Source organism: Dendrosporobacter quercicolus, assembly GCF_900104455.1.
Classification (GTDB): Bacteria; Bacillota; Negativicutes; order DSM-1736; family Dendrosporobacteraceae; genus Dendrosporobacter; species Dendrosporobacter quercicolus.
On sequence record NZ_FNHB01000001.1, the window covers coordinates 148,280 to 163,430 of the forward strand.

The following is a 15,151-nucleotide window of genomic DNA, read 5'->3' on the forward strand; positions in this document are numbered from 1 at the left end:
TCTAGATGGGCAATGAAGCGATAGCGCCAATAGAGGATATCATTAAACAAATACAAGCATATCAGCCGGACGCGCCAGTCGAGCTGGTCAGAAAAGCGTATGCCTTTGCTTATGATGCGCATGAGGGTCAATTGCGCGTTTCCGGGGAAGAATATATCATTCATCCGTTAGGCGTTGCCCAGATTCTGGCGGACTTGAAAATTGATGCTGTTACCATTAGCGCTTCCCTGCTGCATGATGTTGTGGAGGATACCGGCTACTCCCTGGTGGAACTGGAAAAGCACTTCAGTAAGGAAATCGCCTTGCTGGTTGATGGGGTAACAAAGCTGAACCGCATTGAATACAAATCGAAGGAAGAACAGCAACTGGAAAACTACCGGAAAATGTTTCTCGCAATGGCGAAAGACATCCGGGTGGTACTGATCAAGCTGGCTGACCGACTTCACAATATGCGAACCTTAAAACACATGCCGGAAGCCAAGCAACGGAAAATAGCCGGAGAAACTTTGGAAATTTTTGCTCCCCTGGCGCACCGTCTGGGTATGTCCAATATTAAATGGGAGCTTGAGGATTTAGCGTTACGTTATCTGGAACCGGAAAAGTATTATGAACTGGTGGAAAAAGTCAAACAAAAACGCAAAGAACGGGAAGAACTGGTAAATGCCTCAATTCAAATTTTAATTGAGCGGCTGGGAACGGTCGGAATTATCGCTGATATTCAGGGGCGTCCCAAACATTTTTACAGTATTTATAAAAAAATGCAGAAAGGCAATAAAGATTTAAGTGAAATCTATGATCTTTCAGCAATCAGAATTTTAGTGGACAGCGTGAAAGACTGTTACGGCGCTCTGGGCATTGTTCACACTTTATGGAAACCGCTTCCGGGCCGCTTTAAGGACTATATTGCAATGCCGAAGTCCAATATGTATCAGTCTTTGCATACCACCGTAATCGGTACCCGGGGACAGCCGCTGGAAATCCAAATACGAACCTGGACGATGCATCAGGTTTCGGAATATGGCATTGCCGCACACTGGCGCTATAAAGAAGGCGGTAAGGGCGCTGATAAGGAATTTGATCAAAAATTGTCCTGGCTCCGGCAATTGCTGGAATGGCAGCAGGAACTCCGTGATCCCCGTGAATTCATGGAGGCTCTGACACTGGATGTTTTTTCCGATGAAGTGTTTGTATTTACGCCGAAAGGCGATGTGATTGATTTGCCGGCCGGATCAATACCGATTGATTTTGCTTATCGCATTCATACCGATGTCGGCCACCGGTGCGTAGGAGCCAAGGTCAATGGTAAAATTGTTCCGCTTGAATACAAATTGATCAATGGCGATATTGTTGAAATTATTACCAGCAAGCAGAATAACGGCCCCAGCCGAGACTGGCTGAATATTGTCGGTTCCTCCGAAACGCGCAATAAAATTCGTCAATGGTATAAAAAGGAAAAACGCGAGGAAAACGTAGCCAAAGGCCGGGAACTGATTGAAAAAGAAAGTAAAAAACTGGGGTATGACTGGAAAGCATTGTCCAAGGGCGATCGCTTAATTGAGGTGGCCAAAAAGTTTAATATTCTTAATGAAGAAGATCTTCTGGCAGCGCTGGGTTTTGGCGGTGTAACCATTCATGGCGTTATGACCAAGCTGATTGAATTACATAAAAAAGAATTACGCAGCACTACACCGCCGGATATTTCTCAGATTTTAGCCGGACTAAAACCGAAAAATACCAAACGCAAATCCAGCCACGGGGTGCTGGTTGAAGGCGAGGCCGGCTTGATGGTGCGGCTGGCGCGCTGCTGCAATCCGATTCCCGGCGACGGCATTGTGGGGTATATTACCAGAGGCCGGGGCGTTTCCGTTCACCGGTCCGACTGCCCGAATATTTTAAATCAGCCGGACGAGTATGAACGGATGATCGAGGTAAACTGGGATATTCATACCGACAATACGTATAAGGTTACCATTGAGGTTACCTGCAGCGACCGGGCGGGCATACTATCGGAGTTAATGATGATTCCCGCTGAGAGTAAGACCAACATTAGCTCGGTCAATACCAGAACCCACAAAAATAAAACCGTCACAATCATCCTAACGCTGGATATCAGCAATGCAAGTCAGGTCGAAACCATTATGACCAAATTGCGCCGGGTTAAAGAGGTGTACAGCGTATACCGCAGTATACCCAATATGGGAATGTCCGGCAGTAATTAGCAGTGAACAGCTGCATTGGAGGATGCGTATGATCAAATTTGTCAAACTGGCCGTAGGAGCACTGGGAACGAATTGTTATATTGTCCATTGTAGTGAAACAAAGCAGGCGGCAGTCATTGATCCCGGCGGCAATGCCGAAGAAATCATTGCTTATTTGCGTGGTGAGCAGCTTGAGACAGTAGCGATTATCAATACGCACGGTCATGCTGACCACATTGCGGCTAATGGCAAGGTCCAGCAGGCTACCGGGGCGCCGGTTCTGATTCATGAAGCCGATGCCGGCATGCTGATAAGCGCAAGTCTCAATTTGTCGAGCTATATTGGGGGCGGTTTAGTATTGCCGCCGGCCGACCGTTTACTCAAGGACGGTGATATGATTCAGGTCGGCAATATTCAGTTTAAGGTACTCCATACTCCCGGACACACGCCGGGCGGGATTTGTTTAAGTTACGATAAAGTTCTGTTTTGCGGCGATACATTATTTTACCAATCTGTGGGAAGGACCGATTTACCAGGCGGTTCAATGGGTAAACTAATGGCAAGCGTTAAAGAAAAATTATTTGTTTTGCCGGCAGAGACCAAAGTATTTCCCGGCCATGGGCCGGAAACCACGATTGGCTGGGAAATTGCCAATAATCCGTTTGTTTAACCAGGACCAACAGATTTAATCCAGCGCCGAACGGACAGTGAGGCAAACTTTTGGCGGTTTGGATTGGGGAGGACATCAATGGCTAAGTCAACAGAATTTTGGTTGAAGCTGGCAGTTATTTTGGCCGGTATTTATCTGTTAAGTCAGGTGACTTCCATCTATTTACCGGTCATTTTATCCATTATACTGACGTTTATTTTGAATCCGCTGGTCAATGTTTTGTCCCGGCAGCGATTGTGGCCTTTGAGAAGGGATCTGGGCCGAGGTCCGGCGGTTTTTTTTGCTTTTTGCCTGACACTGCTTATTATCGCCATTGTCCTGTCCTTCATTTTGGCGCCGTTCTTTAATGAATTCAATAAATTGGTCAACAACCTGCCTTACCTAATGAAACAAATTCAGACATTAACCATTGAGGTTCAAAAACAGATTAATTATATTGCAATTGCCGGGCATCTGCCTACGGCGGTGGAACAGGCCATGTCCAGTGCCGCCGCTTACTCCCTGGGGCTGGTACGGAGAATTGTCAATTCCATTTTCAACCTTGCTTCGGGTATAATAGAATTAATTATTGTTCCGGTGCTCACTTACTACTTGCTGAAGGACTGGCAATTGATAAAAGAGAATGTCATCCTGTTATTCTCACCCGGAACCAGAGGCAAGGCCGGCCTGATCATTGACGAAATGGGGACGGCAGTGAGCGGCTATATCCGCGGGCAATTTATAGTAAGCATTATTGTGGGACTATTGGTGTTTGGCGGTATGTACGGCTTTGGCGTAGAATATCCGCTGGTGCTGGGGCTGTTGGCAACGATTACGGAAACCATCCCGATTATCGGACCAATCATCGGGGCCGTACCGGCAGTAGTCCTGGCGTATTTAGCCGCTCCGGCGCTGGCGGTAAAAGTAATCATCTTTTATTTAGTGGTGCAGCAATTTGAAAATCAGATTATTGTGCCGAAAATTATGGGGCATGTGATTGACTTGCATCCGATTGCTGTCATCATCAGCCTGCTGATCGGCGGCCAGTTATTCGGTGTTGCCGGGATGATGCTGGCGGTGCCGGTGGCGGCGATAGTGAAAGTATTGCTCAATCATTTATGGATAAAAGAGGAAAGATAGGTGATTTGTATGGCTACAATTAATATGGGTGATCTTAAGCAACGCTTCCAGGAACGGCAGTATAAGCTGACCCCGCAGCGCCAGATCGTGCTGCAGGCTTTTGTTGACAACCCGGGCAAGCATTTGAGCGCCGAAGACGTTCACAACATTGTGCGCAAGCAGTCGGCCGAAATTGGACTGGCAACCGTTTATCGCACCTTAGAGCTGTTAAGTGATATGGATGTGTTGCAAAAAATGGATTTTGGCGACGGACGCAGCCGTTATGAAATTAACGAAGACTCATCTGAGCATCATCATCATCATCTAATTTGTCTTAGCTGCGGAACAGTAAAAGAATTTGAGGATGATTTGCTGGAAACACTGGAAACGGTGATTGCCCGCAAGAGTAATTTTAAAATCGTGGATCATCAGGTGAAATTCTACGGCTACTGCGACAAGTGCCAAAGCAGTCGTGAAGATTGACTGGTTTTGTCTGGCTGATCAGGATGTGATACTGACTGGCGCGATTCATGAGGTCATGGAGTTATTTGGCGTACAGCCAGCCGCAGCGCCGGCTGGCTGTACGGTCAGTCTTGGCAAACATACCGTTTTCTTAGAAAACTGCCTGGCTGTGGATTCTGATCTCGTGACTGTAACAACGACAATGTACTACCATTCCAAAACAGACGATGGTGTTGACAAGCTTGTGGTCAGTAACTGCGATCGCCTGGCGAACAATCAGCCTGCGGCGGTAAAAAGAATCGTCAAACTGAATATTCTGGCCGCCATGCGTCAGCTGACCGGCAGGGGCGCGGTTCCCTGGGGGATTTTGCGAGGCATCCGGCCCGGTAAAATTGTTCACCGGCTGCTTGATCAGGCGTTAAGCCGTACGGAGACGGTCAATACACTAAATGCTCATTATGGCATCGAGCAGGATAAAGCTGAGCTGATTACGGATATTGCTTTCCGGCAGCGCCGCTTTTTGCTGCTGCCGGAGAAGGCAAGCCGGTTGGTCAGTATTTATATTGGCATTCCTTTCTGCCCGTCCCGCTGTCTGTACTGTTCTTTTCCAGCTTATGTTTTGCCGGGCGTGCAGCAGACGGGCCGTTTTTTACAGGGGTTGGCCAAGGAAATCAAACTGGTGCGGGCGTTAATGCAGCGGTATGGTTTCAGCGCTCAGACAGTCTATATCGGCGGCGGTACACCGACCAGCCTGAACAGCGGACAGTTCGCCGAGATGCTTGAAGGGGTACGGTCGGCTTTTGTCACTGCTGAAACCATGGAGTTTACGGTTGAGGCCGGCCGGCCCGACAGTATTGATGACAGGAAAATTGACGCAATGCGCCGAATGGGCGTTACCCGCGTTAGTGTCAATCCGCAAACAATGCAGGAAAAAACGTTAAAACAAATTGGACGAAAGCATACTGTCCGCGATATAATAAGCTTATTCCAAAAAATCCGGCAGTCAGGCGTTCCGGTCATTAATATGGACGTGATTGCCGGCCTGCCGGGTGAAAATGAACTTGATATCACTGATACGATGGAACAAATTTGCCATTTAGCGCCGGATAATCTAACTTTACATACATTGGCCCTAAAAAGAGGTTCTTTGCTGAAAGCCAGCTTGGCGGAGCATATTTTGCCCAGTCCTGAGACAACGCAAAATATGCATAAAATAGCGGCGGCTTATGCCGGGAAACTGCAAATGCAGCCCTACTATTTATACCGCCAGAAGCACATAAGCGGTAACCTGGAGAATATCGGTTATGCCAAACCAGGCGCAGAGTGTGTGTATAACATTCAAATCATGGAAGAACGCCAGACCATATTTGGCCTTGGGCCGGCAGCTACCACCAAGATCGTCAACCCGGCCGGCTGGTCGCTGGAAAACCGGTTTAACGCCAAAGATCCGGCCACATATGTGAATAAAATTGATGATGCTCATTTCGAACGTTGTCAGTTGCTGGCTCAGGCGTTTGCTCACTAGGAAGGAGTTTTCTTATGTTAATTTCAGGTCCGCGCGGGACCAAAGATATATTGCCTGAGGCCAGCGCCTATTGGCAGTATATAGAAAAAGCAGCCCGGGATGTTTGCTCTCTTTATGGCTATCGGGAAATCCGCACGCCGGTATTTGAGCATACCGAATTATTTTTGCGCGGTATTGGTGAAACTACTGATATTGTCGAGAAAGAGATGTATACCTTTAACGACCGGGGCGGCCGCAGCATTACCCTGCGCCCCGAAAATACCGCCGCAGTGGTCAGGGCTTTTTTGGAGCATAAACTGTATGCTGAGACGCCGCCGGCCAAGCTGTACTATATCGGACCGATGTTTCGCTATGATCGCCCTCAGGCCGGCCGTTTCCGCCAGTTTCATCAATTTGGCATTGAAGCCGCCGGGGCCAAAGGTCCGGCAATTGATGCCGAAGTTATCCGCCTGGCTGTGCATTTTTTGCAGAAGCTGGGGCTGAATGAGCTGGTGCTCCAGCTCAATTCGGTGGGCTGTCCGGAGTGCCGTCCTCAATACCGTAAAGCCCTGCAGGATTTTTTACGGGAAAAATTAGCGGATTTATGTTTCGACTGTCAGTCGCGATTTGAGCGAAATCCGCTGCGGATACTGGACTGCAAGGAAGAAAAATGCACCGGCTTGTCGCAGGGAGCTCCACAAATGGTGGACTGCCTTTGTGATGACTGCAGCCGTCATTTTACCCAGTTAAAACTGCTTTTAACCGCTGCCGGGCTGGAGTTTACGTTTAACCCCCGCCTGGTTCGCGGACTGGATTACTATACCAAGACGGCTTTTGAAATCCAGTATGCGCCGCTGGGAGCGCAAAGCGCAGTATGCGGCGGCGGCCGATATGACGGTTTGATTGAGGAATGCGGCGGTCAGCCTACACCTGGCATTGGTTTTGCCATCGGTTTGGAGCGGGTGTTGCTGGCTTTGGAAAAACAAGCATTGCTGCCAGCCGTAACCGGATCGCTGGATGTGTTTGTCCTGCCGCTGGGTGAGCAGGCGCAGGCGGCGGCGTTTAAATTATTATGTGATTTGCGGCAGGCCGGATTTACTGCCGATATGGATTTTATGGGACGGAGCGTAAAAGCGCAAATGAAACTGGCCAATAAATTTTCGGCTAAATTTGCTGCTGTTATTGGCGACAATGAAGTGCAAACCGGCCAGGTCAATGTAAAAAATATGGAAACCGGCGAGCAACAGCAGATAAGAATAGCGGATTTACTGAACAAGTTGAATACTGAGGTGAAAGATTAGTCATGGATACATTGGCAGGATTTGAACGAACTCACTCATGTGGTACGATATCAGAACAACAGGCGGATCAGGCGGTTGTACTGTGCGGCTGGGTAGCCAGACGCCGGGACCATGGAGGATTAATCTTTGTTGATTTGCGGGACCGGTCCGGTATTGTGCAAGTAGTGTTTTCTTCGGCAATGGCTGAGCAGGCATTTATCAAGGCCGAATCGCTGCGAACAGAATTTGTCATTGCAGTAAAGGGAACGGTTAGATTACGAGCAGCCGACACGGTCAATGCAAACATGCCAACCGGTCATGTTGAGGTGTATTGCCAGGAATTAAGAATATTGAATAAGGCTAAAACGCCGCCGTTTTATATTCAGGACAATATTGACGTAGATGAGACCTTGCGGCTGAAATATCGCTATCTGGACTTGCGCCGGCCCGAGATGCAGCGCAATCTGATGCTGCGTCATCGTGTAACCAAAGTGATGCGGGATTTTTTTGACCGGAACGGCTTTATTGAAATTGAAACGCCGATGCTGACCAAAAGCAGCCCGGAAGGCGCCAGAGATTATCTTGTGCCAAGCAGGGTTAACCCCGGGAAATTTTTTGCTCTGCCCCAGTCGCCGCAGCTATTCAAACAAATTTTAATGGTTGCCGGAATGGAAAGGTATTTTCAGATCGTCAGATGTTTCCGGGATGAAGACCTGCGGGCTGACCGCCAGCCGGAGTTTACTCAGCTTGATATTGAAATGTCTTTTATTGACCGTGAGGAAATTCTCGGAATGATGGAAGCACTGGCGGCTCAAATGTTTAAAGAATCCATCGGCGCCGATATAGCGCTGCCGTTCAAGCGGTTAAGCTATGATGAAGCGATGGATACATACGGCTCGGATAAACCGGATATCAGGTTTGGCCTGGAACTGGTCGATATTTCTTCGGTAGTCAAGGGGTCAGATTTTAAAGTCTTTGAAACCGTTTTACAAAACGGCGGTCAGGTCAAAGCCATTAATGTCAAAGGCTATGCCGCCATTCCCCGGCGTGAGCTGGATGGTCTGGTTGATTATGTTTCCACTTACGGCGCAAAGGGTCTGGCCTGGATTTGCCATACTGACGAGGGGATAAAATCACCCATCGCCAAGTTCTTCTCAGATGACATTCTCAAGGCTGTTACGGCTGCCACGAAAGCGGAAACCGGCGACTTGCTGCTGATCATTGCCGATCAGCCGAAGGTAGTGGCTCAGGCCTTGGGGCAGCTCCGGCTGGAAATGGGACGAAGGCTGAAATTAATTGATCCTGATAAGCTGGCTTTCTTGTGGATTGTTGATTTTCCGATGTTCGAATATGACGACGCCGAACAGCGGTGGGTAGCCATGCATCATCCGTTTACCTCTCCCCGGGATGAAGACATTGCGTACCTGGACAGTGATCCCGGCCGGATCAAAGCCAAAGCCTACGATATGGTTTTAAACGGAACGGAAATTGGCGGCGGCAGTATTAGAATTTACAACCGTCAATTACAGGAAAAGGTTTTCCAGGCCATTGGTCTTTCTCCCGAAGAAGCCAAAGCTAAGTTTGGCTATCTGCTGGACGCCTTTGAATATGGAACGCCACCGCACGGCGGCATTGCTTTCGGTTTGGACAGACTGATTATGCTGATGGCCAAGCGGAGTTCCATTCGTGATGTGATTGCTTTTCCCAAAACACAGAGTGCAACCGATATCATGACCCAGGCTCCTTCAGAGGTTGCCGCCGAGCAGTTGAAAGAATTGCATATACGGGCAACTGGGGCGGGCAAGAAAATCTGACCAGCAATTGGCACAATGTTCCAAGCGGGCGGCGCTTGCAATTGAGTGAGTTATCTGATAATATAAGCATGTAGAAAATATTAGATTTGATCCTGCTGTGTACGCGTAATGCCGATATGTTTTGATCCAACACTTTAACATTGGGAGTTTTATCTCTGTTTATGGCGTGTAGGCCCAATTGAGGGAAACCCAGGAATAAACAGGCGGACACCCACCTGCTCAGGCAGGTTCAAAACAGCGGCAGTGCGGCATGGTGGGCCGGGTGAATATTTTTAATTTAAAAAAAACACTAACTTTTGGAGTTAGTGTTTTTTATTTGCCAGGAATTCGGTATAATGTCACGAAAAGCATTATATTATACTTACTATCAACCTAAGGAGTTTACCGAATGCCAATGATCGATTTACGCAGCGATACAGTAACCCAGCCGACGGAAGCGATGCGCCGAGCCATGTATACAGCCGAAGTCGGGGATGATGTTTATGGAGAAGATCCTACGGTTAACAGACTGGAACAACTGGGAGCTGAACTAACCGGAAAGGAAGCGGCTCTGTTTGTCGCCAGCGGCACGATGGGCAATCAGCTGGCCGTTATGACGCACAGCCCAAAAGGCGATGAAATTATTTGTGAGGCGGAGTCTCATCTTTTTTACTACGAGGTTGGCGGCCTGGCCTATCTGGCCGGAGTTCAGGCCCGGCCGCTGACTGGCGATAAAGGAATACTTCCCGCCGCCGCCATTGATGCCGCGGTACGCCCGGCTGATATCCACCAGCCGCATACCAGTCTGATTTGCCTGGAAAATACGCATAACCGCGCCGGCGGCACTTATTACAGTATTGACCAACTCAAGGAAATCAGCCGGTTGGCTGCAGAGCGGGAAATAGCTGTCCATACCGATGGCGCGAGGCTGTTTAACGCGGCTGTGGCCCAACAAACGACAATTGCCGAACTGACCCAATACAGCGATACCGTCAGCATCTGTCTGTCTAAGGGCCTGGGCGCTCCGGCAGGCTCATTGCTGGTTGGCTCCGCTGCGTTTATCGTCCGGGCGCGGCGATTCCGGAAAATGCTGGGGGGCGGAATGCGCCAGGCCGGCATTCTCGCCGCCGCGGCGCTGGTCGGCCTAACCAGTATGGTTGAACGGCTGGCTGATGATCATCACCATGCCCGGCAATTGGGCGAGGCTGCTGCTCATTTGGGCTTGGAAGTTGATCTGGCGACAGTCAAAACCAATATTGTTATTTTTGACGTGGAAAAAACGGGGAAAAATGCCCGGCAAGTGATTGAATTGCTCCAACAGGCAGGTGTAAAAGCCAATGCTTTTGGTGAATATAAAGTACGGTTTGTTACGCATTATGGCGTGACCGGAGCCGATGTTGAAAATACGATCAGGGCATTGGCCCAAATTGTCAAAGGGTGATCATATGGATTTGTTTTCTTATGCCAGCCAGTCGCTGCTGGAAAGCAATGCGCCACTGGCGACTAAAATGCGTCCGCAGGTACTTGAAGACTATGTTGGCCAGGAGGAAATCACCGGCAGCGGCAAGTTTTTACGGCGTATGATTGACACTGATAAAGTACCTTCAATGATTTTATTTGGTCCGCCAGGCACCGGAAAAACAACCTTAGCCGAAATTATCGCCAATGCCACCAACAGCCAGTTTGAAAAATTAAACGCAGTGGCTGCCGGTATTGGCGATGTCCGGAAAATTGTTGAAGCCGCCAAGGAGCGGCTGAAGCTGGAGCGGCGCAGGACCATTCTGTTTATTGATGAAATTCATCGCTTCAACAAGAGCCAGCAGGATGTATTGCTGCCCTATGTGGAGGACGGCCGTCTTATCCTAATCGGTGCAACCACGGAAAACCCCTATTTTTCGGTAAATTCACCGCTTTTGTCCCGGATGAGGGTGGTGCGCCTTAAAGCGCTGGACTTAACGGCCATTACCAAGATCTTAAAGCGGGCAATCGCTGATTGCGAGAAAGGCTTGGGCAATCAGCAAATAACTTATGAGGAAGCTATTTTTGAAACAATTTATCTTGTTTCCAACGGGGATGCCCGGGTGGCCTTAAATATTCTGGAACAATGCGCGGCCATGCTGGAAGGAACCGGAAAAATAACCAGCCAAACCATTCAGGCTATTGTCGGCGAGAAAATGCAGCGCTATGACAAGCAGGGCGATAACCACTATGACGTTGTCTCGGCCTTCATCAAAAGCATGCGCGGCTCAGATCCCGATGCCGCCTTGCATTATCTGGCCAGAATGTTGTCAGCCGGTGAAGATTTGAATTTTATTGCCAGGCGGGTGGTTATTTGTGCGGCCGAGGATGTAGGAAATGCCGATCCGCAGGCGCTGGTGGTGGCTATGGCGGCGGCCAATGCCGCTCAGTTTACCGGAATGCCTGAAGCCAGAATACCTTTGGCTCAGGCGGTTGCCTATATTGCTTCAGCGCCAAAAAGCAATGCGGCGTACAGGGGGATCAACGCTGCTTTGGCTGATCTGCAAACCAAAGACAGCGGCTTGGTGCCGGGGCACTTGCGTGATGCCAGTTATCAGGGCGCGGAAAAACTTGGCCATGGAAGTGGTTACCAGTATCCGCATGATTTTGCCGGCAATTTTGTTCAGCAGGCTTATTTGCCGGACACCCTGCGCGCAGCCAGTTACTATCAGCCAACCGATCATGGCGCTGAGGCCGGGATGAAAGCGAGGCTGCGCAAAATTTGGGGCAACCGCTATTAGGTGGCTCCGGGCGGCTGATTTTCTTGGTCACTTAAAGTTTTAGGACTGTACCTGCGGTTTTTTCGTATAGATTTTAAGCATAATAGAATAGAAATGAATCAGAAAAAACGATATTTTAGTTTTGACAAGGGAGATTTTTTCTGGTATATTTATACTCAATAAAACCTATCGATTTACTCGGGATAAACGGGAGAGATTTTTTTGAAATTATCAACCAAAGGACGATATGGTGTTTCAGCAATGTATGATTTAGCCATGCATTATGGACAAGGTCCGATATCCTTAAAAAGCGTAGCTCAGCGGCAGGGAATTTCAGAACATTATCTGGAGCAACTGATGGGAACGCTGCGCAAGGCGGGGTATGTGAAAAGCCTGCGGGGGGCGCAGGGTGGCTACACCTTGACGAAAGACCCGTCCCGGATCACTGTCGGTGATATCATCACGATTATGGAAGGTCCGATCGCCCCTGTTGACTGTTTGCTGACCGATGATGTTGTCAATGCTTACTGCGATCGAGCCGGCCAATGTGTAACCAGAGGGGTGTGGGCTAAAGTACGTGATAGTATAAATGATGTTTTACATTCCATTTCTCTCGCAGATCTATGTCGTGATGATAAAGTACAAGGAGATGAATAGTTCATGAAACGTATTTATTTTGATCACTCGGCTACTACGCCTGTTGACGAAGAAGTAGCAAAATTAATGCTGGAATACATGACGGAAAAATTTGGCAATCCTTCCAGTATCCATTCTTTTGGCCGTGAAGTGCATAAGGCGGTGGATGAAGCCCGCAATCACGTCGCAGCATTAATTGGCGCCAATGCCAATGAGATATTTTTTACCAGCGGCGGAACCGAGGCCGATAATCTGGCGTTAAAGGGTGTAGCCCTGGCCAACCGTAAAAAAGGCAACCATATTATTACGACGGCAATCGAGCATCATGCTATTTTGCATACCTGTGAATATTTGGAGAAGCAGGGTTTTTCGATTACTTATTTGCCGGTCGATGAACACGCCAGGGTAAAAATTGAAGATGTTCGCAACGCAGTTACCGATCAGACAATTTTGATTAGCGTAATGTTTGCCAATAATGAAGTTGGAACGATTCAGCCGATTACAGAAATCAGCGAAATTGCCAAAGAAAAAGGGATTTACTTCCATACGGACGCGGTACAGGCGGTGGGCAATTATCCCATTGATGTTAAGGAGTTAAATCTGGATCTGCTTACGCTTTCCGGTCATAAGTTCCATGGGCCGAAGGGAGTTGGCGCGCTGTATGTCCGGCGTGGCGTAAGAATTGAATCCGTCCAGCAGGGTGGCGGCCAGGAACGCAGCATCCGGCCAGGCACTGAAAATGTACCGGGTATAATTGGTTTAGGTAAAGCGGCCGAAATTGCCAAGCGTGATATGGAGAAGAAAATTGCCCATATAACCGCCTTGCGGGATAAGCTGACCACAGGCATCCGGGAGAGAATTTCCGATATCAAACTGAACGGCCATCCAACCATTCGTATGCCTGGCAATGTTAACTTTAGCTTTAGTTATGTTGAAGGTGAATCTTTGCTGCTGAATCTGGATCTTAAAGGAATTGCCGCGTCCAGCGGTTCGGCCTGTACCTCCGGCTCGCTTGATCCGTCCCATGTTCTACTGGCAATGGGCTTAACCCACGAGGTTGCCCATGGCTCGCTGCGGATCAGTCTGGGCCGTGGCAACACTGCCGAGGATATTGATTACTGCCTTACGGTATTGCCGGAAATCATAGAACGCCTGCGCAGCATGTCGCCACTCAGCAGTACGAGTACAATGGCTGAAAACAATCCGTGCAGCAGCTGTCATAAGCATTAATTGAAGAGAGGTATGAACGATGTATACAGAAAAAGTGATGGATCATTTCACCAACCCCCGTAATGTTGGTGAACTGAAAGAAGCCAATGGCGTAGGTGAGGTCGGCAATGCCAAATGCGGCGATATTATGCGAATTTATCTGCAGGTTGAGGATAATATCATTAAAGATGTGAAATTTAAAACCTTTGGCTGTGGCGCCGCCATCGCAACCAGCAGTATGGTAACAGAAATGGTAAAAGGCAAAAGCCTGGAAGAGGCTTTAAAGATATCCAATCAGGCTGTGGCCGAGGCTCTGGACGGCTTGCCGCCGGCGAAAATGCACTGTTCGAATCTGGCTGCGGATGCGCTGCATGAAGCCATTAAAGATTATATTAACAAAAAAGAAGGAAAGTGATTTGATCATGGGGGCTAAACCCAGAGTGGTGGTAGCCATGAGCGGAGGGGTGGACAGTTCTTTAACTGCCGCCCTTCTTGTGCGTCAGGGTTACGAGGTAATTGGGGTAACAATGCAGATATGGGACAATACCGGTGAACAGGATGATACCGAGGACCGGGGCTGCTGCTCGCTGTCGGCGGTCGATGACGCCAGACGGGTAGCAGATAAAATCGGTATTCCTTATTATGTTTTAAATTTCCGGCAGATGTTCAATGAAACCGTTGTCGACTATTTTATTGATGAGTATTCCAAAGGACAGACGCCCAATCCCTGTATTGCCTGCAACCGCTATGTTAAGTTTGAGGGGTTGCTGCAAAAATCATTAGGGCTGGGAGCTCAATTTGTGGCTACCGGACATTATGCGCGGATTGAGCGGGACGGCGCCTCCGGGCGCTATTTATTGCGCAAAGGACTGGATGCGGCCAAAGACCAGTCGTATGCCTTGTATCATTTAAATCAAACAACACTGCGACATTTCATGATGCCGCTGGGCATTTATACCAAAGTTCAAACCAGGGCAATGGCGGCTGAGTTTGGTCTGGCAGTGGCCAATAAACCGGATAGTCAGGAAATTTGTTTTGTACCTGACGATGATTACAAAGGTTTTCTGGAAGGAAGAGCGCCTCAGGCGCTGAAACCGGGCAATATTGTTGACCTGGCGGGCAATGTGCTGGGCCGTCATCAAGGCTTGCCGCTGTATACGGTGGGACAACGCAAAGGCCTGGGAATTGCCGCCGGCAAACCTCTGTATGTGGTTGCGCTGGATAGTGCCGAAAACAAGGTCATTGTCGGTGCGAATGAGGATGTGTTCGGCCGCGAGCTGCTGGCCGGAGATCTGAATTTTATTACGATTGATCAACTGGACTGGCCGATGACGGTTGCAGCCAAAATTCGCTATAGCGCGCAGGAAGCCGAGGCGTTGGTCAGCCCTGCGGCCAGCGGCGAGGTTCATGTCAGCTTTACACAGCCCCAGCGTGCGATTACCCCGGGCCAGTCGGTTGTGTTTTATGACGGGGATATTGTTGTGGGCGGCGGAATTATCAGAAAAAAGCTGAAATGACCGGTGATACAAGATAATAAAAAATTTTGCGGAAGTTATACTTATA

At 48.8% G+C, this 15,151-nt stretch carries 13 protein-coding genes and 1 other RNA gene; all 14 read left to right on the forward strand.

Annotated features, from left to right (window positions below; genetic code table 11):
* The first annotated feature begins 5 nt into the window (after positions 1–5).
* Positions 6–2,219, forward strand: coding sequence for a RelA/SpoT family protein (locus BLR06_RS00555; RefSeq protein ID WP_092067243.1), 2,214 nt, complete (start codon positions 6–8; stop codon positions 2,217–2,219).
* Positions 2,220–2,247: 28 nt separating this feature from the next.
* On the forward strand, positions 2,248–2,868 hold the full coding sequence (locus BLR06_RS00560) for an MBL fold metallo-hydrolase (RefSeq protein WP_218039423.1): 621 nt from the start codon (positions 2,248–2,250) through the stop codon (positions 2,866–2,868).
* Between the two features lie 78 nt (positions 2,869–2,946).
* Positions 2,947–3,987 (forward strand): AI-2E family transporter, encoded by a 1,041-nt coding sequence (locus BLR06_RS00565; RefSeq protein ID WP_092067245.1) that lies wholly within the window; start codon positions 2,947–2,949, stop codon positions 3,985–3,987.
* A 9-nt stretch (positions 3,988–3,996) separates the two neighbouring features.
* The gene (locus BLR06_RS00570) at positions 3,997–4,449 is read left to right on the forward strand and encodes a Fur family transcriptional regulator (protein ID WP_092069717.1); all 453 of its coding nucleotides are present in this window, start codon (positions 3,997–3,999) and stop codon (positions 4,447–4,449) included.
* The gene (gene hemZ, locus BLR06_RS00575) at positions 4,439–5,953 is read left to right on the forward strand and encodes a coproporphyrinogen dehydrogenase HemZ (RefSeq protein ID WP_092067247.1); all 1,515 of its coding nucleotides are present in this window, start codon (positions 4,439–4,441) and stop codon (positions 5,951–5,953) included. Before BLR06_RS00570 ends, hemZ begins: the two co-directional genes overlap by 11 nt.
* 14 nt (positions 5,954–5,967) lie before the next feature.
* Positions 5,968–7,233: a histidine--tRNA ligase gene (gene hisS / locus BLR06_RS00580; protein ID WP_092067249.1), complete on the forward strand. Its 1,266-nt coding sequence runs from the start codon at positions 5,968–5,970 to the stop codon at positions 7,231–7,233.
* Between the two features lie 2 nt (positions 7,234–7,235).
* Positions 7,236–9,026 carry an aspartate--tRNA ligase gene (aspS, locus tag BLR06_RS00585; RefSeq protein ID WP_092067252.1) on the forward strand — a complete coding sequence of 597 codons (1,791 nt, stop codon included), beginning with the start codon at positions 7,236–7,238 and terminating at the stop codon, positions 9,024–9,026.
* 86 nt (positions 9,027–9,112) lie between these two features.
* A non-coding RNA gene (ssrS, locus tag BLR06_RS00590) (6S RNA) lies at positions 9,113–9,290 on the forward strand.
* Positions 9,291–9,414: 124 nt separating this feature from the next.
* Complete coding sequence (ltaE, locus tag BLR06_RS00595) at positions 9,415–10,446, forward strand: low-specificity L-threonine aldolase (RefSeq protein ID WP_092067254.1); 1,032 nt, start codon at positions 9,415–9,417, stop codon at positions 10,444–10,446.
* A 4-nt stretch (positions 10,447–10,450) separates the two neighbouring features.
* On the forward strand, positions 10,451–11,764 hold the full coding sequence (locus BLR06_RS00600) for a replication-associated recombination protein A (RefSeq protein ID WP_092067256.1): 1,314 nt from the start codon (positions 10,451–10,453) through the stop codon (positions 11,762–11,764).
* 201 nt (positions 11,765–11,965) lie between these two features.
* On the forward strand, positions 11,966–12,400 hold the full coding sequence (locus tag BLR06_RS00605; protein ID WP_092067258.1) for an RrF2 family transcriptional regulator: 435 nt from the start codon (positions 11,966–11,968) through the stop codon (positions 12,398–12,400).
* Between the two features lie 3 nt (positions 12,401–12,403).
* On the forward strand, positions 12,404–13,609 hold the full coding sequence (nifS, locus tag BLR06_RS00610) for a cysteine desulfurase NifS (RefSeq protein WP_092067260.1): 1,206 nt from the start codon (positions 12,404–12,406) through the stop codon (positions 13,607–13,609).
* 19 nt (positions 13,610–13,628) lie between these two features.
* On the forward strand, positions 13,629–14,003 hold the full coding sequence (nifU, locus tag BLR06_RS00615; RefSeq protein WP_092067262.1) for a Fe-S cluster assembly scaffold protein NifU: 375 nt from the start codon (positions 13,629–13,631) through the stop codon (positions 14,001–14,003).
* A 7-nt stretch (positions 14,004–14,010) separates the two neighbouring features.
* Complete coding sequence (gene mnmA / locus BLR06_RS00620; protein ID WP_092069722.1) at positions 14,011–15,105, forward strand: tRNA 2-thiouridine(34) synthase MnmA; 1,095 nt, start codon at positions 14,011–14,013, stop codon at positions 15,103–15,105.
* The last annotated feature ends 46 nt before the right edge of the window (positions 15,106–15,151 follow it).